We start from the raw sequence: 20,897 nt of genomic DNA, 5'->3' as shown, positions 1-20,897 counted from the left end.
ACCTATATCTGTACTCTCGGCCACCGCCGGGATGACAATTGAAGTTTAGGACCACCGAAAATGCGTGCCGAGGGCGAAGCCCATGTCGTTAAAATTCAGCAGGCGCTCGACCTGCTGAGGAGGTTTCTTTGACTGGGATCGCGCCCTCCGCCGTCTCGACGAACTGAACGCGCGGGTTGAAGACCCGACGCTGTGGAACGACCCCAAGGCCGCGCAGGCCGTCATGCAGGAGCGCCGTCGTCTCGATGAGGCGATTTCGGCGACGCGCGCGATCGAGAGCGAGCTGGCCGACACCTCCGAACTGATCGAGATGGCCGAGGCGGAGGGCGACACCGCGATGGCCGACGACGGCGTCGCCGCGCTGGGCGCGCTCGCAGCGAAGGCCGAGACCGACAAGGTCGCAGCCCTTCTTGCCGGAGAGGCCGACGGCAACGACAGCTATATCGAGGTCAATTCGGGCGCGGGCGGGACCGAGAGCCAGGACTGGGCCGGGATGCTCCAGCGAATGTACACCCGCTGGGGCGAGAAGCGCGGCTTCAAGGTCGAGCTGATGGACTATCACGCCGGCGAGCAGGCGGGGATCAAGTCGGCGACGCTGCTTCTAAAGGGCGCGGGCGCATACGGCTGGGCCAAGACCGAAAGCGGCGTCCACCGCCTCGTCCGGATCAGCCCGTACGACAGCGCGGCGCGGCGGCACACCAGCTTCGCCAGCGTCTGGGTCTATCCGGTGGTCGACGACGACATCGACATCGTCGTCGACGACAAGGATTTGAAGATCGACACCTACCGCGCCTCCGGGTCGGGCGGCCAGCACGTCAACACCACCGACTCCGCGGTCCGCATCACCCACCTGCCGAGCGGCGTCGTCGTCGCCTGCCAGAACGAGCGCTCGCAGCACAAGAACCGCGCGACCGCGATGAAGATGCTCAAGGCCCGGCTGTACGAACGCGAACTCGCGCGGCGCGAAGCGGAGTCGGCGGAGGTCGAGGCGGGCAAGACCGACATCGGCTGGGGCCACCAGATTCGATCGTACGTCCTCCAGCCGTACCAGCTTGTCAAGGATCTGCGGACCGGGGTCACGAGCACCGCGCCGGGGGATGTTCTCGACGGCGCACTCGACCCGTTCATGGCGGCAGCGCTGTCGCAGCGCGTTACGGGCGAGCAGGTCGATGTCGACGACGCCGATTAGGGCTCGAGCCAGAGCTTGCCGATGACGCTCGGCCAGCAGCAGGCCGACGGTCGCGTCGATCAGCCTGCCGGACCGAAGCGTGTCGCAAGATCGGTCGGTACCTCGTCCCCGTCGCGCGGCGGCACTCCGCCCGTTCGCCCCATCAGCCGGTCGAACGCCGCCCAGTCCGCAGCCTCTCGCCGGTCGGTGAAATACGCCGCCGTCCGCATCGCGCCGACCTTTTCGGCAACGGCGGAGGCGACGAACTGGTTGAAGCTGGTGCCGTCGGTTGCAGCGAGGCGCTCGGCCTCACGCTTGATCGACGCGGGCAGGCGCAGCGGGTAGGTCGGGGTCCGAGCGGGACGGTCGGTCATATCAGCCTCCTCAACGCCTCGCCGGGCGTCATGAATGTAATTCCGAAGCGCGCCGGAGCAACGCCAAAGTCGCGGCGGTTGAACCCGACGATCGCCGCCGCCCGCCCGTTGACCGCTGCTTCGAGAACAAGCTCGTCGCCCGGGTCGCGAAGCTGCGGTCGCCACAGGAACCATACGTCGGCAGGTTCGAGCAAGCCTACCAGCGCATCGAGAAACACCATCAGATCACCCGGCGAGAACCCCGCCGCAACGACATGCTCGGCCCGCGAACACACCGCCTCATACTCGATCGCGAGCGGCACGGTCGCCGTCAGCACGACCTCACCCCGGCGCGCCGCCCGCACCAGCGCCGCTGATCCTCCGGTCGGCGAGCGCATCGCCGCGACGACTGCGTCCGTGTCGAGTACCATGCGCATGGCTGCCATGTATCATGTTCCGGGCGATGTGACAGCGGTTTGCGTTCCTGCGCTGTTTTACCAATGGTGAGATGCTCGCTCACGCATGGGCGACACGGAAGCCAGGTGCTTGGTATTGCCACGTCGTTGCCACCGGTCCACTTTCATTCGCCGCGCGGGCGGCAGTTGCCTCTCCACGAGGAAGATGAAGAGTTAGAGGGGCCACCATGATCCGCACACTGTTACTCGCCGCCGTCCTCGCCACGCCCGCGACCGCAGAAACCATCGCAGTCACTGCCGCCCACCTACTCGACCCCGCTACCGGCAAGACAATCGACAACCCCGTCGTCGTCGTCACCGACGGCCATGTCGTCGCGAGCGGCAGCGGCATCGCTATTCCCGCCGACGCGCGGCGGATCGACTTGCCCGGCATGACCCTCCTTCCCGGGCTGATCGACCTTCACGTCCACCTGACCGGCGACGCCGCGATTGGGGGCTATCGGCGCTATGCCTATACCGATGGCTTCTGGACGATCGTCGGGGTCGCCAATGCGAAGACGACGCTCGACGCGGGCTTCACCACGGTCCGCAATGTCGGCTCGGACCACTTCGACGACGTCGCGCTGCGACAGGCGATCGACGCGGGCCTTATCGCTGGACCGCGGATCATCACCGCGGCGTATGCGATCGGCGCGACCGGCGGCCATTGCGACAACGCCACGCTGCCGCCGTCGTACGACCGCAAGGACGCGTCGATCGTCGATTCACCCGAGGAGGCCCGCGCCAAGGTCCGCTGGCTGCACAAATACGGCGCGCAGGTCATCAAGATCTGCGCGACCGGCGGCGTGTTCTCGACCGGCGACGCGGTCGGTGCGCAACAGCTCACCTTCGACGAGATGAAGGCGATCGCCGACGAGGCGCACATGCTCGGAATGAAAGTTGCGGCGCACGCGCACGGCGACGACGGCATCCGCACCGCGATCATGGCGGGGGTCGACACGATCGAACACGCCAGCCTCGCCAGTGACGCGACGATCGCGCTCGCCAAGGCGCACGGCAGCTTCTTCGACATGGATATCTACAACGACGATTATATCCTCGCGACCGGCACCGCGAACGGCACGTCGCAGGAGAGTCTCGACAAGGAAAAGACGATCGGCCTCAAGCAGCGCCAGACCTTCCAGCGCGCGGTCAGGGCCGGGGTGAAGATGGGCTTCGCGACCGACGCCGGGGTCTATCCGCACGGCACCAATGCGCGCCAGTTCGCGACGATGGTCCAGTGGGGCATGACCCCGCTCCAAGCGATCCGCGCGGCGACGACGACCGCGGCGCTCGCGCTCGGGCGGACCGATGTCGGCGCACTCGAGCCGGGTGACTGGGGTGACATGATCGCGGTCGCGGGCGATCCGCTGGGCGATGTAAAGCTGCTGCAGGCGATCCCGGTGGTGATCAAAGGCGGAGTGTTGGTGAAAGACGGCCGCACGGCAAAATAGTCTTGCGATATTTCGAGGGGGCGGTCGGACAGCCCGCGGCGGACCGCCAATGTAAAGATATCCGACACAATTGCCTCGCATAATCATTAACTGAAATTGCGATATTCCAATGATTGTTCGCGTAAGCCTTTGGGCGAAATGCAAACCGATGATATCCTTAATACTATTTAGGACTGGCATGGTTATTGCGACGTAACGATCGAGCGGGCGAGAGGTCGCGCTCGGGAGATTTTTTATGATGCGTTCGCTATCGACCCTTGCGGCCCTTGGCCTGGCCCTCGTGGTATCGGCTCCGGCCTTCGCTCTCGACACATTCAAGATCACGTACGAAAACCCGGGCGTCGAACACAGCAGCGCCGGCTTCGACATCGACGGCGTCGAGGATTTCAACTCGCGCAGCACCGGCAGCGGCCAGTCGTTCACGACCGATTTCGGCACCTCCGGTGCGATCACGGGAAGCTATTCGGGCCTTCAGATCAATAATGCGGACCAGTACGGCGGTGCCGGCGGTTCGGGCAAATATGCCGTCGCCTTCGATTATACGCCGTCATACAGCCTGACCTTGACCGCCGATCCGATCACCGTGCCGAACGGGATCAACTATTTCGGCTATTACCTCTCGGCGCTCGACACCGGCAACGTCGTCGATTTCTACAAGGGTGAAACGCTTGTCGGCACGCTGAACCCCGCCGGCGTCCTTGCCGCGACGATCTCGAAGCCCGCCTACCTCGGCAACCCCGATGCGCCGTTCCTTGGCGACAACAACACCCAGCCGTACGTCTTCATCAACTTCTTCGATCTCTCGGGGACGTTCGACAAGGTCGTCTTCCGCGAGACGACAGCGAACGCTGGTTATGAATCCGACAACCACACCGTCGGCTTCTTCAACACCATCAGCGGCAACACGATCCCCGAGCCGAGCAGCTGGGCAATGATGATCGCCGGTTTCGGTCTCGTCGGTTTTGCCACACGCCGCCGCCGCGTGTCGGTCACAGCCTAAGCTGGCTTCGTGCAGATTGGCGGGGCCGCCGGACACGGCGGCCCCGCCATTTTGCGTCCCAGCCTAGATATACTGCTCGGCGGCACCGGTCGCGGCAGTCGCGCCCATCGCCGGATTGACCTCAGGCACTTCGTCGGTGTGCACCTCGAACCGGCTGAGAACCGCCGGACCGAAGGCGGTCGTCAGCGCGGTATCCGTCGCGTCGCGCCCGCGTGCCATCAGGATGCGCCCGATCCGCGGTTGGTTGTGGCGCGCATCGAAGGTGTGCCACTCGCCGCCAAGATAGACGTCGAACCACGCGCTGAAATCCATCGCCGCGTCGATCGGCTCGACGCCGATGTCGCCGAGATAGCCGGTGCAATAGCGCGCCGGGATATTCATGCAGCGGCACAGCGTAATCGCAAGATGCGCGAAGTCGCGGCAGACGCCAACCTGCTCCTGATGCGCGTCCCAGGCCGTCCGGGTCGGACGCGCATCCTGATAGCCAAACTTGATCCGGTTGTGCGCAAAGTTGACGATCGCCAATACCCGCTGCCACCCCGCGGGGATGTGGCCGAACAACGACCATGCCGTGTCCGACAGCCGGTCGGTCTCGCAGTAGCGGCTGCCGAGCAGATAGATCAGGATGTCGTCAGGCAGCTCCTCGATCGGATGCTGGATCGCATGCGGCGACTGGATGTCGGGGATGCCGCTATCCTCGATGATGAAATCGCAGCTCAGCGTCACCCCGCCTGCCGGGACGGTTAGCCGGGTGCAGGTGTTCCCAAACGCATCGACATAGTCGTAGGTCGGGACGTCGGGACTGGCGAGGAGCCGGTGCGGCGTCTTGAGATCCTTGTTGCGCGACGGGTGGATGCTGAGCATCGCCATCATCGGCGTCGGCGCGGTCGCGGCGAAAGCGATGTCATAACCAGCGCGGATCAACATCGGTCTTACTCCTCGGGATCGTCGACGGTAACGTTAACGCTCACGTCCATTCCGAGTTCACTTGCAGGGAAGCCGCTCCACGTTCCCGATAGCGGGACCGCTTGATACGGGTCGCGGGCGATGGCGACGCGGACGAGTCCGACGTTGCCGACGATGCCGTTGGTCGGGTCGTATTCGACCCAGCCCGAGCCGGGGAGAAAGATGCGCACCCACGCATGCGTGTTGCCGCCGCCGAGCCGATCGTTCTTCGAATGCGGGTCATAGACGTAGCCCGACACGAATCGTGCGGCGAGGCCGAGCGCGCGCGCTGCCTCGATCATCAGCACAGCGAAGTCACGGCAGGTTCCGCGCCGCCGCTGGAGCGTTTCGATCGGCGTCTGCGTTCCCGCTTCGTGCCGCGCAAGATAGGCGAACTCACGCCGAATCGTTGCCGTCATCGTCGCGAGCAGCTCGGTCGTTTCGATCCGCCCCTCGCCACCGATGAAACTCCGCGCCCAGCGGTCGACGATGCGGTCTGGGTCGTGGTGCTGGCGCTCGATCGAGCGCAGCAGGTCGGGCATGTCCTCGGACGAATAGGTGAACGGGTAGCGCCGCGCATAGCTTTCGACCGCGACGGCCTCGATCGCCTGCGGTCGGTGATCGAGTCGGGTGTGCCCGGCGATCCGCAACCTCGTCGCGCGGCGATTGAAGCACGCGATTGCCACCGAATTGCCGAACACGTCCTGGAGCCAGCGGACCTCGGACGGCGCCGGGTCGATGTCGAGCCGCGAAGCCAACAGCCGCTGGTCGTAGCTTTCGCGCGGGCGGACCATGATCCGGTGATCGCCGAACGCGACCGGCTGGCGGTAGGCGTAGGTCGTGATATGCGCGATGGTCAGGATCGGCATGGAGGATCCAAGGCTTGCTCGACCAGAACGAACCCGATGCAGCGGCGGTGGTCAACCCATCGGGCCGGTCATCGTTCCTGTTGATCGGCGATCACGCCGGGCGCGTGGTTCCCAATGCGCTCGCCAACCTCGGGCTGGGCGACGCCGAATTGTCGCGCCACATCGGCTGGGACATCGGGATTGCCGAGCTCGGCCAGCGGCTTGCGGCCGCGCTCGACGCCGTTTTCATCCGGCAGGTCTATTCGCGGCTGGTGATCGACTGCAACCGCGATCCGGGTGCGGCCGACGCGATTCCCGCAGTGAGCGACGGCACGACCGTCCCGGGCAACGCCGCGCTCACCGCGGCTGCGCGCGCCGCGCGGGTCGCAGCTATCCATACGCCGTACCATGCCGTCATCGCTGCCGAGCTCGAGCGGCGGATTGCGGGAGGACAACCGACCCAGCTCGTTGCGCTCCACAGCTTCACCCCCGAGATGCGCGGGTTCGCGCGGCCATGGCATTGCGGCGTCCTCCACAACGGCGCGAACGACGCCTTGGCGAAGGCGATGCTTACGGTGTTCCGCGCTGACCGCGCGCTCGTCGTCGGCGACAACGATCCGTACGCGATGGACAACATCGACTACACGATCCCGCGCCACGCCTTCGCGGCGGGACTGCCGTATGTCGAGATCGAAATCCGCCAGGATCTGCTCGCCAGCCGTGCCGGGATCGACGAATGGAGCGCGCGGCTGACGGCGATGTTGCCCGCAGCGCTTGACTTGGCGGCGCCCTCCCCCACATAAGCCGCACCAATTCGCTCCGCTTTTAAGGACCGTGCGCGCTTCATGCTCCGCCTGACCAACCTCGCCGATTATTCGGTGGTCGTGATGACTGCGGCAGCGCGCAGTCCCGACTGCTGCCTGTCGGCGGCGGCGGTGGCGGCGCGGACCGGCATTCCTGCGCCGACGGTCGCCAAGGTCATGGGATTGTTGAAGCGCGCCGGGCTGCTCGCCAGTTCGCGCGGTGTCGCCGGCGGGTTTCGGCTGGCGCGGGAAACGGCGGCGATCAGCGTCGCCGACATTGTCGAGGCGGTCGATGGCCCGATCGCCCTGACCAACTGCCAGCATGGTGAAGTATCGGCGTGCGCGCTTGAAGGAAGCTGTGCGGTTCGCCCGCATTGGCGTCCGATCAACGTCGCGGTACGCGCTGCCCTCGCCGCCGTGACGCTTGCCGACCTTGCCGGTCCGGTGGCGCAGGTGGCGATGGCCCAGATCGAGGTAGTCGCGTGACCGACCAGCTTACCGCCCCCTTCCGCAACGACGCCGCGCACGACGCGGTCGACGACCTTGCGACGTATAAATGGGGCTTCGTCTCCGACATCGAATCGGAGATGGCGCCCAAGGGCCTGACCGAGGACACCGTCCGCTATATTTCTGCGAAGAAGTCCGAGCCCGAGTGGCTGCTCGACTGGCGCCTGAAGGCGTTCCGGCATTGGCAGACGATGACAGCGCCCGATTGGGCCAAGCTCAACGTCGCGCCGATCGACTATCAGGACGCCTATTATTACGCCGCGCCGAAGGCGAAGGCGACGATCGGCTCGCTCGACGAACTCGACCCCGAAATCCGCAAGACTTACGAGAAGCTCGGCATCCCGATCGCCGAGCAGGAAATGCTCGCCGGTGTCGAGGGGTCGCGCCGGATCGCGGTCGATGCAGTGTTCGACAGCGTCAGCGTCGCGACGACCTTCCGCGCCGAACTCGAGCGCGCCGGGGTGATCTTCCGCTCGATCAGCGAGGCGGTGAAGGAATTTCCCGACCTCGTCCGCAAATATCTCGGCTCGGTCGTGCCGGTCCGTGATAACTTCTTCGCCTGCCTCAATAGTGCGGTCTTCTCCGACGGCACCTTCGTGTACATCCCCGAAGGCGTTCGCTGCCCGATGGAATTGTCGACCTATTTCCGGATCAACGCCGCCAACACCGGCCAGTTCGAGCGCACGCTGATCATCGCCGACAAGGGCAGCCATGTCAGCTATCTCGAAGGCTGCACCGCGCCGATGCGCGACGAGAACCAGCTTCACGCCGCGGTCGTCGAGCTGATCGCGATGGACGATGCCGAGATCAAATACTCGACCGTCCAGAATTGGTACCCGGGCGACGTCAACGGCGTCGGCGGGATTTACAACTTCGTCACCAAGCGCGCGTTGTGCAAAGGTGCGCGGTCGAAGGTTAGCTGGACGCAGGTCGAAACCGGCAGCGCGATCACGTGGAAATACCCGTCGTGCGTCCTGTCGGGCGAGGGCTCGGTCGGCGAATTCTACTCGGTCGCGGTGACCAACAACCGCCAGCAAGCCGACACCGGCACCAAGATGATCCACCTTGGCAAGAACACTCGCTCGACGATCGTGTCGAAGGGGATCTCGGCGGGGCGGTCGGACAACACCTATCGCGGGCTCGTTCGCGTCGCGGCGTCGGCGGAGAATGTCCGCAACTTCACCCAATGCGACTCGCTGCTGCTCGGGTCGCAGTCGGGGGCGCATACCGTCCCGTACATCGAGGTGCGCAACCCGATCGCGCAGATCGAGCATGAGGCGACGACGTCGAAGATCAGCGACGACCAGCTTTTCTACGCGATGTCGCGGGGGCTTAACGCGGAGGAGTCGGTCGCGCTGATCGTCAACGGCTTTTGCCGCGAGGTGCTCAAGCAGCTCCCGATGGAGTTCGCGGTCGAGGCGCAGAAGTTGCTCGGCATCAGCCTGGAGGGCAGCGTTGGATAATCGGCTCGTCTTGATCGGGCTGCTCGCCCTAGCCGCCTGCGATGCGCCGCCGACGCGCGCTCCCGTCGACGGCCAACTGGCGCGCGCCAAGGTCGATGCGGCGACCAACGATTATGCGAACTGCCTCGACACCACGGTCAAGCGGCTCGCAACCCCGACGACACAGGCCGCCGATGCCGCCGACGCGACATTCAAGGAATGCATGCCGGTGCGGGCCAAGCTCGTCACCGAGGTCAGCAAGTTCCGCCGCATCGGTGCCCCCAAGGAGTCGGCCGAGTATAACGCCGCCGTCGCCGAACAGTCGGTGCTGGCGATCGAAACCGATCTTCGCAGCCAGACGGTCGTCACCGCTGTCAGCACCAAGCTCGACCAGGAAAAAGCCCAATAATGCTGACCATCACCGACCTTCACGCGACCGTCGACGGCAAGGCGATCCTCAACGGCCTGAGCCTGACCGTCGCCGCGGGCGAGGTCCACGCGATCATGGGGCCGAACGGTGCCGGCAAATCGACGCTGTCGTATGTCCTCGCCGGGCGCGCGGGCTATGAGGTCACGGCGGGTTCGGTAACGCTCGACGGGACCGACCTGCTCGCCCTCGATGCACATGAGCGCGCGGCGGCGGGGCTGTTCCTCGGGCTGCAATATCCGGTCGAAATCCCCGGCGTGTCGAACCTGACCTTCCTCCGCACCGCGCTCAACGCCCAGCGCCGTGCGCGCGGCGAGGCCGAGGCATCGGGGGCCGAGTTCATGAAATTGGTCAAGACCGAGGCCGAGGGCTTCGGCCTGTCGATGGATATGCTCAAGCGCCCGGTCAACGTCGGCTTCTCGGGCGGCGAGAAGAAGCGCAACGAGATGGTGCAGATGGCGGTCCTCAATCCGCGAGTCGCGGTGCTCGACGAGACCGATTCGGGCCTCGACATTGACGCGCTGCGCGTGGTGTCCGACGGGATCAACCGCGGGCGCTCGCCGAGCCGCGCGACGTTGCTCATCACCCATTACCAGCGCCTGCTCGACTATGTCGTTCCCGACCGTGTCCACGTCCTCGTCGGCGGGCGAATCGTCCGCAGCGGCGGCCCCGAACTCGCGCTGACGCTCGAGCGCGACGGCTATCAGGACATTGCCGCGTGACGGGCCGCACGACCGCGCTGCCGACCCGCCGCGACGAGGCGTGGCGCTATAGCGACCTCGCCGCCGTCGCGCGCGTCTGGCCGGTCGCGGCCCCCGAAGTCGTCGTCGTTCCCGCCGGGACGAGCCTGACCCGCGATATCCTTCAGGATGCCGCCGACGGCGCAGTCGGGATCGTCCAGCTCGACATCACCGTCGAAGCCGGGGCGCGGTTCGACATGACCGTGCTCAATTTCGGCGGCACCTATGGCCGAGTCGCGCTCGACATCACGCTTGGCGACGGCGCGCACTTCGGTCTCGGCGGAGTGATCCTCGGGCGCGGTGAGCAGACGCTCGAAATCGTCACCACCGTCCGCCATGCGGAGCCGAATGCGACGAGCCACCAGACGATCCGCAGCGTCCTCGACGACCGCGCGACGGGGAGCTTCCTCGGCAAGGTCGCGGTTGCCCGCGACGCGCAGAAGTCCGACGCGGTCCAGTCGGTCAAGGCGCTGCTGCTGTCGCGCTCGGCGACCGCCAACGCCAAGCCCGAACTCGAAATCTTCGCCGACGACGTCAAGTGCGCCCACGGTGCTACGGTCGGCGAATTGAACGCTCAGGCCCTGTTCTACCTCGCCAGCCGCGGCGTCGGCCCCGATGAGGCGAAGGCGTTGCTGACGGAGGCGTTCATCGCCGACGCGCTGACCGGCAACGAAGCGTTTGCGGCGCTGGCGGTCGACTGGCTGCGGAGCGCGGCATGAACGCCCCCGTCTTCAACCTCCGCCACGACCACCGCGCCGATTTCCCCGGCCTCGCCGACAATTGGGCGTACCTAGACTCCGCCGCGACCGCGCAGAAGCCCGCCGTCGTCATCGACGCGATCGCGCGCGCCTATGGCCCGGAATATGCGACCGTCCATCGCGGCGTCTATGCCCGCTCGGCGACGATGACCGAGCGTTACGAGGCAGCGCGTGCGACCGTCGCGCGCTTCATCGGCGGAAGCGCCGACGAGATCGTCTTCGTTCGCGGCGCGACCGAGGCGATCAATCTCGTCGCCAATTCGTGGGGCAACAGCCTCAAGCCCGGCGACCGCATCCTGATCTCGGCGCTCGAACACCACAGCAATATCGTGCCGTGGCAGTTGCTCCGTGACCGCACCGGGATCGAGATCGACGTCGCCCCGCTTACCGCCGATCATCAGATTGACCTCGACGCGCTCGAAGCCATGCTGACCCCGCGGACGAAACTCGTCGCGGTGACGCACATCTCGAACGTCCTGGGCGGCGTCACTGACATCGCCCGGGTTGCTGCCGCCGCGCACGCATTCGGGGCGCTTCTCCTCGTCGACGGCTGCCAGGCGGCCCCCCGGCTGGCGATCGACGTCGCCGCGCTCGGCGCCGATTTCTATACCTTCTCGGGTCACAAGCTTTACGGGCCAACCGGGATCGGCGTGCTGTGGGCGCGCCGCGAGATCCTCGGCGCCATGCCGCCGTGGCACGGCGGCGGCTCGATGATCGAGACGGTGACCTTCGAGCGCACGACCTACGCCCCCGCCCCCGCGCGCTTCGAGGCGGGCACCCCGCACATCGTCGGCGCGATCGGGCTGGCGGCGGCGATCGACTATGTCGAGGGCATCGGCATCAACGTCATCGACGCGCACGAACGCAGTCTCGCCCTCGCCGCGCGCGATGCCCTGCGCGGGATCAACTCGGTAACCTTGTTCGGCCCCGACGCGTCGGCGGGCATTGTCAGCTTCGCGGTCGCCGGGGTGCATCCGCACGATATCGGCACCATATTGGACGAGGGCGGGGTCGCCATCCGCGCCGGGCATCACTGCTGCCAGCCGCTGATGCACGCGCTCGGGGTGCCGGCGACGGCGCGCGCGAGCTTCGCGGTGTACAACGATATGAGCGACGTCGAGCGGCTGGTCGACGGGGTCAAGCGAGTGACGAGGATCTTCGGATGAGCGATCTCAACGAGACTGGGCGCAGCTTCACCACCGTCGAAGTCGACGAAGCCCCCGTCGTGGCGAAAGCGCCCCCGGTCGGCTCCGCTCATCAGCGCGATTATCTCGAAGGCTTTCTCAACCAGCCCCCCGCGACCATTCCAGCCGATGCGCCCGGTGGCGAGGTCCATGACGCGGTGATCGAGGCGCTGCGCGGCATCTTCGACCCCGAAATCCCGGTCAACATCTACGACCTCGGCCTGATCTATGGCGTCGAGGTCGACGAGGGCCATGTCACCGTGTCGATGACGCTGACGACGCCGCACTGCCCGGTTGCCGAGACGATGCCCGGCGAGGTCGAGATGCGCGTGATGACCGTCCCCGGAGTCGCCACCGCCGACGTCAATCTCGTCTGGGACCCGGCATGGGACCCCGGCAAGATGTCCGACGAGGCCAAGCTCGAACTGGGGATGCTTTGATGGACGCCCTCGCCGAAGCGCCGACCGCCCCGCGTGTCCGCCGCCCGCGTCCCGCGCCGATCACCGTGACCGCCAACGCCGCCGCACGCATCGCCGACCTGATCGCAAAGGCCCCCGAAGCCGCTGCCGGCGTCAGGCTGACCACCCCCAAGCGCGGCTGCTCTGGCCTCGCTTATTCATTGACCTATGTTACCGAAGCCAAGCCCGGCGACGAGGCGGTCGCGACCCCGGGCGGGACGCTTTTCATCGACGGCGGCTCGCTGATGTACCTGATCGGCAGCGAGATGGACTGGGCCGAGGACGATTTCGCCGCTGGCTTCGTCTTCAACAACCCTAACGCCAAGGGGCAGTGCGGCTGCGGCGAGAGCTTCACCGTTTGATCCGCAAGGTCGCCGTCGCCGGGCTGCTTCTCGGCCTCGGCGGCTGCGTCTCGACCGTCGTCGGTGCGGCGGCCGACGTCGTCATCGCGCCGATCCGGATCGTCGGGGCCGGGATCAACACCGTCGCTCCGGGGCAGAAAGAGCGCGACCGCAGGCGCGGCAAACGTGCGCGCAAAGCTGAGGAAGCGCAGCGCAAGGCCGATGAGGCCCAGCGCAAGGCGGACAAAAAAGCCGCACGGAACAGGACGGTCTCGTCCGCGCTTTGACCCCCTGCCGGACGATAGGGAGCGCGCGATGGCCGAGGCAGAGGATTGCGATGTCGTCATCGTCGGCGGTGGCCCGGCGGGGCTGACCGCCGCAATCTATCTCGCGCGATTCCACCTGCGGACGATCGTCGTCGATGCCGGGCATAGCCGCGCCGAAACCATCCCATTGACGCGTAACCACGCCGGCTACCCCGGCGGGATTACCGGCACTGCGCTCGTCGCGGCGATGCGCGAGCAGGCCGTCGAATATGGCGCGTCGGTCGTCGTCGACCGGGTCGAGCGCATGGAGCGTGACGGCGACAGCTTCGTCGCGCACGGCAGCGCCGGGTCCGTCCGCGCGCGCGCCGTCTTGCTCGCGACCGGCGTGTTCAACCACCGCCCGGCAATCGACGACGCCCTCCACGACGCCGCTCTCGCCGCGGGCGCATTGCGCTATTGCCCGATCTGCGACGGCTATGAGGTTACCGATCGCAAGGTCGGCATCATCGGTACCAGCGACCGCGGGACCAAGGAGGCGCTGTTCCTGCGCGGCTATACCGGCGACGTCACGCTCGTCGCCGCCGACGGGCCGCACGATTTGACGGCTGAGCAACGCGGCAGGCTTGCCGACGCGGGTGTCGTCCTGATCGACGGTCCGGCCCGCGACTTCACCCTCGGCGGCGACGGTCTTTCGTTCACGGCGGCAGACGGGCGACTCTCGTTCGCTAGCGTTTATCCGGCGCTCGGATCGGAAATCCACTCCGAACTCGCCGAAGCGCTGGGCGCGAAGACCGAGAACGCCGGCTGCGTCATCGTCGACACGCACCAGCGAACGAGCATCAAGGGCCTCTATGCCGCGGGCGACGTCGTCCTCGGACTCGACCAGATCAGCCATGCGATGGGCGAGGGCGGGGTCGCCGCGACGACGATCCGCAACGACCTCGCCGAGGTCAGGCCGACGTACCGGTAGGGCGACATCGCTGTTGGTCGCGAGCCAGCGCTGTCCTACAGGGTCGGCGATCGGCTATGATCGAGCGTTCGACCCGGTGCGTATCCGCCGGTGGCATGCTCTTTCTCATTGCTGGTAACTCCCGGGTGCCGATGCCGAAGCACTGTGCCGAAGCCCGCGATTCCTCGATGTGCAGCAGCTGACCGCCGCTCGCGGGCGTGAAAAGCTGGTCGTTCGGTGGACTTGTGTAACCTTCCGCGCCTGACCAGCGGCCGATTAGCGCGCTGCCCGGATGCCCTGAGGGTACGTCGGTGACCGCGAAAAGCTGGTCGTTCAGTGGACTTGTGTAACCTTCCAGGGTCGCGGGCGCTCGGCCTCAGTCGTCCGGGCCGAGGCTGGCGTCGAGGTCGCGCGGGCGGATGAAGTGGCGCAGGTGCGCGCAGCCGGCGCCGGCGTCGCGCCACGTCGCGATATCGAGGTCGAGGACCGCGAGGGTCGCCGTCGGATATTTGATCTCGGCCTCCCCCCGCAACGGATCGGCGTCGGGGGTGACGAGCAGGAGCAGGTCCTCGAGCCCCGGGTTGTGGCCGATCAGCAGCGCGGTCGCTGCAGATTCTTCGAAACCCTGGACGATATCGAGCAATGTCACCGCGCTTGCGAGATAGATGCGCGCGTCGAACATCGGGTTCAGCCGCCGCCGCAACCCGTCCTCGACACCCTCGATGGTTTGGCGGACACGCACCGCCGGGGACGCGCGGACATGGTCGAAGGGTGCGCCATCATCGCCGCGCCCCTCGTCGCGCAGCCATTGCCCGATCCGCGCCGCCGCACGGCGCCCGCGACCGTTCAATGGCCGATCGAAATCGCGCTCGACGGGGTCGTCCCACGTCGACTTGGCATGGCGCAGCAAGGTCAGCGTCTTCACCGGCGTCGGCCCTTCGTCACCAGAATTCGGGCCTAGCGGTAGCGCACGAATATGACAACGAAGGTTTAATCGACGGGTGCAGCGATGTGCTGGCTGTCGCGGACGGCGGCGACGGCGGCGTCGATGCCGACGCGGTCGATGCGGGTGCCGGCGGGGAAAGCGGTGAGGAGCCGGCTTGGTACAGCGGGGCCGATCAGGACGAAGGTGCCGCGGTCGTCGGCGCGGCGGATCAGGCGCCCGAACGCCTGCGCGAGCCGCCCGGCGGTGACGAGGTCGTCGTACGCCGCGCCGCCAAATGCCGCTCGGCGCGCGGCGTGGAGGACGGTCGGGCGCGGCCACGGCACCCCCTCCATAACGACGAGGCGCAGCGACTGACCGGGGACGTCGACGCCGTCCCTGAGCGCATCGGTACCGATCAAAGAAGCCCTTGGTTCGGCACGAAAAATGTCGACGAGCGTGCCGGTGTCGATCGGGTCGACGTGCTGGGCGTAGAGCGGAAACCCCGCCTTCGCCAGCGGGTCGGCGATCCGCGCGTGGACCGCGCGCAGCCGGGCGATCGCGGTGAACAGCCCGAGCGTGCCGCCGTCCGCCGCCTCGATCAGCCGCCGGTACGCGGTCGCAAGTGCGGGGATATCGCCGCGCTTGATGTCGGTGACAATCAGCACCCGGGCGTTGGCCGCATAGTCAAACGGGCTGTCAACCGCGAACCGCTGCGGTGGCAAGGCGAGGTGCGTCACCCCGGTCCTCAGCTCCGACGTCCGCCAGTCGTCGTCGGGCGCACCGCTGTCCGCGCCATTGGCCGCACTGTTGCCCGCACTGGCCCGCACCGCTGTTCGCGCCCGCAGTGTCGCCGAGGTCACGATGACACCATGCGCCGGTTCGAACACCGCCTTCGCCAGCGGCCGCGTCGGGTCGAGCCAGTGGCGATGGACGCCGACGTCGAGCTCGCGGCCCTCGATCCGGTCGACCGCAAACCAGTCGATGAAGTCGGCGTCGGCGGGGCCGCCGAGCCGCGCGAGCAGCCCGACCCAGCTACCGAGCGTCTGGCAACGCAGCCGCAGCCCCGCCGCCGCGCCCTCGACTCGTGCCCGCGCCGCGCCGTCGAGCCAGTCGGGGGCGTCGTCGAGGACCGCGACAAGTCGCGCTTCGAGGGCCGCGAGCGGCCGCGAAAGTGCTTCGAGGGCCTGTGCCGCGCCCTCGGCGGCTTCGACGACCGCGGGTTGGACCTCGGCGACCTCGGTTTCGAGACTATAGCCGGCTTCGCTGTGTCCGGGGCGGTCGGCGGCGCGGGCGAACACCTGTGCGCGGACGGCGGCGAGGAGCAGTTCGACCGGCCCGTCGGCGATGCCGGCAACCAGCCGCGCGCCCCAGCCGTCGGCGGGCAGGGCGCGAGCGGCACGGCTCGCTTCCTCGAGCGCCAGCGCGCCTTCGGTGTCGTAGCTGATCAGGTCCGACAGCCGCGCCGACAGCCCGCGCCGCCGCCCGCGCGCGGACTTCTCCGGGCCGAGAATCCAGCGGCGGACCTCGATCGCCTCGTTGCCGGTCAGCGCGACGGCGAAGGTTGCGTCGGCGGCGTCGAACAAATGATGCCCCTCGTCGAACACGATCCGCGTCATCGCCGCCCCCTCGGCGCGCCCGCGGACGGCGTTGATCATCACCAGTGCGTGGTTGGCGATGACGAGGTCGGCGTGGATGCTGGCGCGGGTCGATCGTTCGATGAAGCACGTCCGGTAGTGCGGGCAGCCGGCGTAGACGCACTCGCCGCGCCGATCGGTCAGCGCGGCGAACGCCGGGCGCCCGAACAGGGTCATCAACCACCCCGGCAGGTCGCCGCCGACCATGTCGCCGTCGCGGCTATATTCTGCCCAGCGCGCCGCGAGCTGCGCGAAGATCGCGGGCCGCCCGGCGAACCCGCCCTGGACCGCGTCCTCGAGGTTGAGCAGGCAGAGGTAGTTCTCGCGGCCCTTGCGGACGACGACCTTCGCCGCCTTGACCGTCGGGTCGTAGGCGCGCGCGGTCTCGTGATCCAACTGGCGCTGCAACGCCTTGGTGTAGGTCGACAGCCACACCGTCCCCTGCGCGGTCTCGGCCCACAACGTCGCCGGGGCGAGATAGCCGAGCGTCTTGCCGATCCCCGTCCCGGCCTCGATCAGCGCGACATTGGGAGCGGACGCGAGGCTGCGCGGTCGGAAGGCATGCGCGGCGGCGCGGGCATACGCGCGCTGCCCGTCGCGGCGCTCGGCCCCGATCCCAAGCATCCGGTCGAGGCGGGCGTCGACCTCGCCATCGGCGACCGCGACGTCGCGCGGCTTGGCGCGGGGCGGCGCGTCTTCCCACTTCGGCAACGTCGTGAACACCGTCCGTTCGGGACGTTCGGGGGCCTTGATCCGCCGCGCGACCTCGCTCCCCCAGCTCCAGCGGAGTCGGCCGAGCGCCTGCGCGATCCCGTACGCGCCGTGCCGTTCACGCCAGTCCGCCGCGCCGAGCCGGTCGAGCAACAGCGCCGCCGCATCGCGCAGAAAGCCGCTCTCCGCCGCCCCGTCGCCGGGAACTGGCAGGTCGAGAACCCGCGCCAGCCCCCCGGTGGTCGGCACGACGAAGCGCGCCGGATGGACGAAGGCGAACAGTTCGAGCAGGTCCATCCCCGACAATTCCGGATAGCCAAGGCGCGACGCGGTTACCGCCGCGTTGAGCAGCAGGTGCGGAGTGTCCGCCGCGCGCCGGATCGCCTCCCCGCGCGACACCGGGACGGCATCGATCCAGATCCCGGCATGGTTGGCGACAAGCGCAGGGTAAGGGAGACCAGCGGGCATCGACGCCTTATACCGCGAGAACGGAGACGGAACAACGGGTGGCGGCTCGCGGCCTATCTGCTGAACGAACGCTTGCGCACCATTCCGCGTTGGTCGAGACGACCGGTTTTCGCGTTGATGGACAATGATGCGCAAATCACTCGTTGCAGCGGTCCTCGCGCTGCTGGTTCCGGCCATGGCTGGCGCCGACCCCGCGCCGTTCGACCTGTCGGGCCCGTCGCTCCAGATCACGGTTGCCCGCAACGGTCATGTGCTGCCGATCGCCGAAGTGGCGCAGCTTGCCGAGGGTGACGAGCTGTCGATCCGCACCAATTTGCCGCCCGATCAGTCGGCGCACTACCTGCTGGTCGCTGCCTTCCTGCGCGGGGCGACCAATCCGCCGCCGAAGACCTGGTTCTTCCAGTCGCAGACGTGGACGCCCAAGGGCGCTGCCGGACTGAAGCTGACCGTGCCTGCGTCGGCCCGGCAGGTGATCCTGTTCCTCGCCCCGGCAACCGGCGGCGATTTTTCAACGCTGGTCAATGCGGTCCGCGGCCGGCCCGGCGCACTGGTGCGGGCGTCGCAGGGGCTCAATCAGGCGTCGCTCGACCACGCGCGGCTCGTCGCTTTCCTCGAGGCGGTCGGGAAGCGCGATGTCCTCCACCCCGACCGGCTCGAGACGATCACGCCGCTGCTGGCGCGCAGTCTCGCGGTCAAGATCAACCCGGACTGCCTGCAGAAGGTCGCCGAGCTGCAGGCGGCGTGCCTGATGCAGAACCAGGATTCGCTCGTCCTCAACGACGGGCACAGCAACGGCGTCGCCGACACGCTGACGGGGGCGGGGTCTGATGTCGCGCTCCAGCTCGCCGCGACGCCCAAGGCCGGGTTCGGCTATTACAGTCCGTATATCTCAGCAGTGCGCGACATCATCGGCGTGCTCAGTTCGTTTCACACCGCGCGCTACCAGTACATCCCGGCGCTGGCGACGACGGCGGGCGACCAGCTCGGCATGATCCTCAACGCCGTGCCGTCGTTTCACAATCCGAAGTCGGTGCTCGTCGCGGCGCTGCCCGCAGTCATCCCGTCACGGCTGCCGGTGCTCGAAAAGATCGAACCAGCGGCGCCGGTCTGCGCCCGGAATGCCGAAGTCGTGCTCCCCGTCAGCGGCGCACCGCTCGTGTTTGCCACCGCCTACGCCCACGACATGATGCTCAGGGTGCCGACGAGCGATGGCGGCGCGATCGAGCTGCCCGCCGTGCCGGTTGCCGAAAAAGGCGGCTTTGTCGTCGCCACCGGCGCCTTGGCCGCCGCGCATCTCGGCGATTCGATCGAGGCCGTGCTTCACGGCAGCTGGGGTTTCGAACCGTTCGACGGGCCGACATTCCAACTCCAAACGCCGCGGCCGGGACAGTGGCGTCTCGCCGACAGCGATACCGTCCCGGTCGTCGGGCGCGACGAGCCGATCGCGCTGACCGGCGGTGCCGCCGGGTGTGTCACCGGGGTTTCGCTGCGGTCGGCATCGGGCGAGGCGCGGCCGGTCGCGTGGAAGGCGAGCGGGCTCGACACGATCGCGCTGACGCTGCCGCTGACCAAGTCCGACGCCGGCAAGATGACGCTGCTGATCGCGCACGACGGTGCTGCCGACGACGCCGTCACCGTGACGAGCTATGCGCAGCGGACGCGGGTCAGCGGCTTCGACCTCCACGCCGGCGACGATTTCGGCACGCTCACCGGGAATCGGCTCGACGAGGTCACGACCCTCGTCGTCGACGGCGCGACGTTCAAGCCCGGTGTCCTCGCCCGGACCAAGGATGGGGACACGCTGCGCATGGCGGCGGACGGCACGGCGGTCGACTGGACGCCCGGCCAGTCGACGACCGGGCGCGTGCGCTTCGACGACGGCCGTTCGAAAAGCCTCAAGATCACCGTCGGTGCGCCGCGGCCGATCGTGACGCTGATCGGAAAGAATGTGGCGCTGCCCGCGGTTGCCCCGCGCCTCGCGGTCAAGCTCGACGATACCGGCCAGCTGCCGCACGACGCGCGGCTGACCTTTTCGCTCCGCATGGGCCCCGACACGACTTTCACCGTCCGCGACACGGTCGAGGTCGCGACCGTATCGGGCAGCGGCTCGACGATGCTGACGGCGTCGGCTGGACTGACGCTGCAGGATGACCACGTCGCGGTGGCGGCTCTGGACGCGGCGACGGCGTTCGGGCCGTCGGTGTTCGGTCCGCTCCACTTCCGCGTCGTCCACGACGGGGTCGCCAGTGACTGGCAGGACCTCGGAACGCTCGTCCGCCTGCCCAAGCTCGACCGGCTGCGCTGCGCCGATAAACGCGGTGCCTGCGCGTTGACCGGGAGCGGCTTGTTCCTGATCGCCGCGGTATCGGCGACCCCCGACTTCGCCAAGCCGGTCGAGGTGCCCGAAGGCTATCCGGGAGACAATTTGGCGGTGCCCCGCCCCGTCGACGGGCAGCTGTACCTCAAGCTGCGCGACAACCCGGCAGCGATCGCGCGTATCGGCGGCTGAGCCTCGGCATCCGGCCGGTCCATCATCGCCGACGCAGGGCGAACGATGTCGAACCGCCGCCATTCCGGCCGGCGGCTACACTTCGACGCGCGATTGGTGCCGCGCGATACACAGCGACACGCTTTGCCCGGATCGAGCCGCAGTCGGGCCCGATACCCTGATTGCGCCTGCCAGACAGGCTGCAGTTAGAGGAAACAGCCCATGAGGATCATACTCTCCGGCGTGGCGATCGCGACGTTGGCACTGGCTGGTCTTGCCGGTCCCGCCAGCGCCCAGACGCCGCCCCCGCGCGACGCCGCCACCCGTGACATGCCACCGCCGCCGCCGCCCGGGGGTCCCTGCCGCGCCGACGGACCCGCCGGCATGATGACGCCGCCCCCGCCGCCTCCCGGTGCACGCGGTGTCGATGCGCCCCGGCCGCCGCGGCACGGCCGGCGTGGCGACACGCGGTCGCCTGCCCCGCCGCCGCCGCCGCCCGGCTGCGGTGCCGTGCCGCCGCCCCCGCCGCCGCGGGGCTGATCCGGCGGAGTGCGCGTCCGGCTTGCCGCCGGA

At 67.7% G+C, this 20,897-nt stretch carries 22 protein-coding genes; 16 read left to right on the top strand and 6 right to left on the bottom strand.

The annotated features are described in order from the left end of the window. Nucleotides 1-60 precede the first annotated feature (60 nt). A protein-coding gene (gene prfB, locus KTC28_RS05510) for a peptide chain release factor 2 (RefSeq protein WP_216709569.1) occupies nt 61-1,189 on the top strand; the annotation gives its coding sequence in 2 pieces (ribosomal slippage) (nt 61-129 and nt 131-1,189; 1,128 coding nt in all). Between the two features lie 59 nt (nt 1,190-1,248). On the opposite strand, the gene KTC28_RS05505 is transcribed toward prfB, so the two are convergent. Further along, nucleotides 1,249-1,542, bottom strand: coding sequence for a pilus assembly protein HicB (locus KTC28_RS05505; RefSeq protein WP_216709570.1), 294 nt, complete (start codon nt 1,540-1,542; stop codon nt 1,249-1,251). Beyond that, nucleotides 1,539-1,952 carry a PIN domain-containing protein gene (locus KTC28_RS05500; protein ID WP_216709571.1) on the bottom strand — a complete coding sequence of 138 codons (414 nt, stop codon included), beginning with the start codon at nt 1,950-1,952 and terminating at the stop codon, nt 1,539-1,541. Before KTC28_RS05500 ends, KTC28_RS05505 begins: the two co-directional genes overlap by 4 nt. Nucleotides 1,953-2,164: 212 nt before the next feature. Here KTC28_RS05500 and KTC28_RS05495 point away from each other — a divergent pair, with 212 nt between their 5' ends. Then, on the top strand, nt 2,165-3,430 hold the full coding sequence (locus KTC28_RS05495; protein WP_216709572.1) for a Xaa-Pro dipeptidase: 1,266 nt from the start codon (nt 2,165-2,167) through the stop codon (nt 3,428-3,430). 235 nt (nt 3,431-3,665) lie between these two features. Next, complete coding sequence (locus KTC28_RS05490; RefSeq protein WP_226896127.1) at nt 3,666-4,430, top strand: Npun_F0296 family exosortase-dependent surface protein; 765 nt, start codon at nt 3,666-3,668, stop codon at nt 4,428-4,430. A 63-nt stretch (nt 4,431-4,493) separates the two neighbouring features. Here KTC28_RS05490 and KTC28_RS05485 read toward each other — a convergent pair whose 3' ends face one another. Both KTC28_RS05485 and KTC28_RS05480 read right to left on the bottom strand, forming a co-directional pair. Continuing rightward, nucleotides 4,494-5,357, bottom strand: coding sequence for a transglutaminase-like domain-containing protein (locus KTC28_RS05485; RefSeq protein WP_216709573.1), 864 nt, complete (start codon nt 5,355-5,357; stop codon nt 4,494-4,496). Between the two features lie 5 nt (nt 5,358-5,362). Beyond that, entirely contained in the window at nt 5,363-6,244 is an 882-nt protein-coding gene (locus KTC28_RS05480; protein WP_216709574.1) for a transglutaminase family protein, read from the bottom strand. Nucleotides 6,245-6,258: 14 nt separating this feature from the next. On the opposite strand from KTC28_RS05480, the gene KTC28_RS05475 reads away from it, so the two are divergent. From KTC28_RS05475 to KTC28_RS05425, 11 genes are read left to right on the top strand one after another with little or no spacing between them, the layout of a single operon-like run. After that, entirely contained in the window at nt 6,259-7,026 is a 768-nt protein-coding gene (locus KTC28_RS05475) for an N-formylglutamate amidohydrolase (protein WP_216709575.1), read from the top strand. A gap of 42 nt (nt 7,027-7,068) precedes the next feature. Then, nucleotides 7,069-7,512 (top strand): SUF system Fe-S cluster assembly regulator, encoded by a 444-nt coding sequence (locus KTC28_RS05470; RefSeq protein ID WP_216709576.1) that lies wholly within the window; start codon nt 7,069-7,071, stop codon nt 7,510-7,512. After that, nucleotides 7,509-8,996 (top strand): Fe-S cluster assembly protein SufB, encoded by a 1,488-nt coding sequence (sufB, locus tag KTC28_RS05465; protein ID WP_216709577.1) that lies wholly within the window; start codon nt 7,509-7,511, stop codon nt 8,994-8,996. Before KTC28_RS05470 ends, sufB begins: the two co-directional genes overlap by 4 nt. Then, a complete protein-coding gene (locus KTC28_RS05460) occupies nt 8,989-9,384 on the top strand; it encodes a hypothetical protein (RefSeq protein ID WP_216709578.1) in 396 nt (131 codons plus the stop codon). The genes sufB and KTC28_RS05460 overlap by 8 nt, the downstream gene beginning before the upstream one ends. Then, nucleotides 9,384-10,124 (top strand): Fe-S cluster assembly ATPase SufC, encoded by a 741-nt coding sequence (sufC, locus tag KTC28_RS05455; RefSeq protein ID WP_216709579.1) that lies wholly within the window; start codon nt 9,384-9,386, stop codon nt 10,122-10,124. Before KTC28_RS05460 ends, sufC begins: the two co-directional genes overlap by 1 nt. Continuing rightward, the gene (locus KTC28_RS05450) at nt 10,121-10,861 is read left to right on the top strand and encodes a SufD family Fe-S cluster assembly protein (protein WP_216709580.1); all 741 of its coding nucleotides are present in this window, start codon (nt 10,121-10,123) and stop codon (nt 10,859-10,861) included. The genes sufC and KTC28_RS05450 overlap by 4 nt, the downstream gene beginning before the upstream one ends. Beyond that, nucleotides 10,858-12,066, top strand: coding sequence for an aminotransferase class V-fold PLP-dependent enzyme (locus KTC28_RS05445; RefSeq protein ID WP_216709581.1), 1,209 nt, complete (start codon nt 10,858-10,860; stop codon nt 12,064-12,066). The genes KTC28_RS05450 and KTC28_RS05445 overlap by 4 nt, the downstream gene beginning before the upstream one ends. Next, the gene (locus tag KTC28_RS05440; RefSeq protein ID WP_216709582.1) at nt 12,063-12,524 is read left to right on the top strand and encodes an SUF system Fe-S cluster assembly protein; all 462 of its coding nucleotides are present in this window, start codon (nt 12,063-12,065) and stop codon (nt 12,522-12,524) included. Before KTC28_RS05445 ends, KTC28_RS05440 begins: the two co-directional genes overlap by 4 nt. Next, nucleotides 12,524-12,904 carry a HesB/IscA family protein gene (locus KTC28_RS05435; RefSeq protein WP_216709583.1) on the top strand — a complete coding sequence of 127 codons (381 nt, stop codon included), beginning with the start codon at nt 12,524-12,526 and terminating at the stop codon, nt 12,902-12,904. The genes KTC28_RS05440 and KTC28_RS05435 overlap by 1 nt, the downstream gene beginning before the upstream one ends. Further along, complete coding sequence (locus KTC28_RS05430) at nt 12,901-13,170, top strand: hypothetical protein (RefSeq protein WP_216709584.1); 270 nt, start codon at nt 12,901-12,903, stop codon at nt 13,168-13,170. The genes KTC28_RS05435 and KTC28_RS05430 overlap by 4 nt, the downstream gene beginning before the upstream one ends. 28 nt (nt 13,171-13,198) lie before the next feature. Then, complete coding sequence (locus KTC28_RS05425) at nt 13,199-14,119, top strand: NAD(P)/FAD-dependent oxidoreductase (RefSeq protein ID WP_216709585.1); 921 nt, start codon at nt 13,199-13,201, stop codon at nt 14,117-14,119. Nucleotides 14,120-14,474: 355 nt separating this feature from the next. On the opposite strand, the gene KTC28_RS05420 is transcribed toward KTC28_RS05425, so the two are convergent. Continuing rightward, nucleotides 14,475-15,023: a SixA phosphatase family protein gene (locus KTC28_RS05420; RefSeq protein WP_216709586.1), complete on the bottom strand. Its 549-nt coding sequence runs from the start codon at nt 15,021-15,023 to the stop codon at nt 14,475-14,477. A 65-nt stretch (nt 15,024-15,088) separates the two neighbouring features. Continuing rightward, nucleotides 15,089-17,836, bottom strand: a complete 2,748-nt coding sequence (locus KTC28_RS05415; RefSeq protein ID WP_216709587.1) for an ATP-dependent DNA helicase — start codon at nt 17,834-17,836, stop codon at nt 15,089-15,091. A gap of 127 nt (nt 17,837-17,963) precedes the next feature. Between KTC28_RS05415 and KTC28_RS05410 the strand changes: the two genes are divergently transcribed. Together KTC28_RS05410 and KTC28_RS05405 are read left to right on the top strand one after the other, a co-directional pair. Continuing rightward, a complete protein-coding gene (locus KTC28_RS05410; protein ID WP_216709588.1) occupies nt 17,964-20,345 on the top strand; it encodes a hypothetical protein in 2,382 nt (793 codons plus the stop codon). Nucleotides 20,346-20,546: 201 nt separating this feature from the next. Next, nucleotides 20,547-20,864: a hypothetical protein gene (locus KTC28_RS05405; protein ID WP_223132293.1), complete on the top strand. Its 318-nt coding sequence runs from the start codon at nt 20,547-20,549 to the stop codon at nt 20,862-20,864. Nucleotides 20,865-20,897: the final 33 nt, after the last annotated feature.

The sequence above is a fragment of the Polymorphobacter megasporae genome (assembly GCF_018982885.2).
GTDB lineage: Bacteria > Pseudomonadota > Alphaproteobacteria > Sphingomonadales > Sphingomonadaceae > Polymorphobacter_B > Polymorphobacter_B megasporae.
Note: the sequence above shows the minus strand (reverse complement) of the source record. Positions and strands in the feature narration are given on the sequence as shown.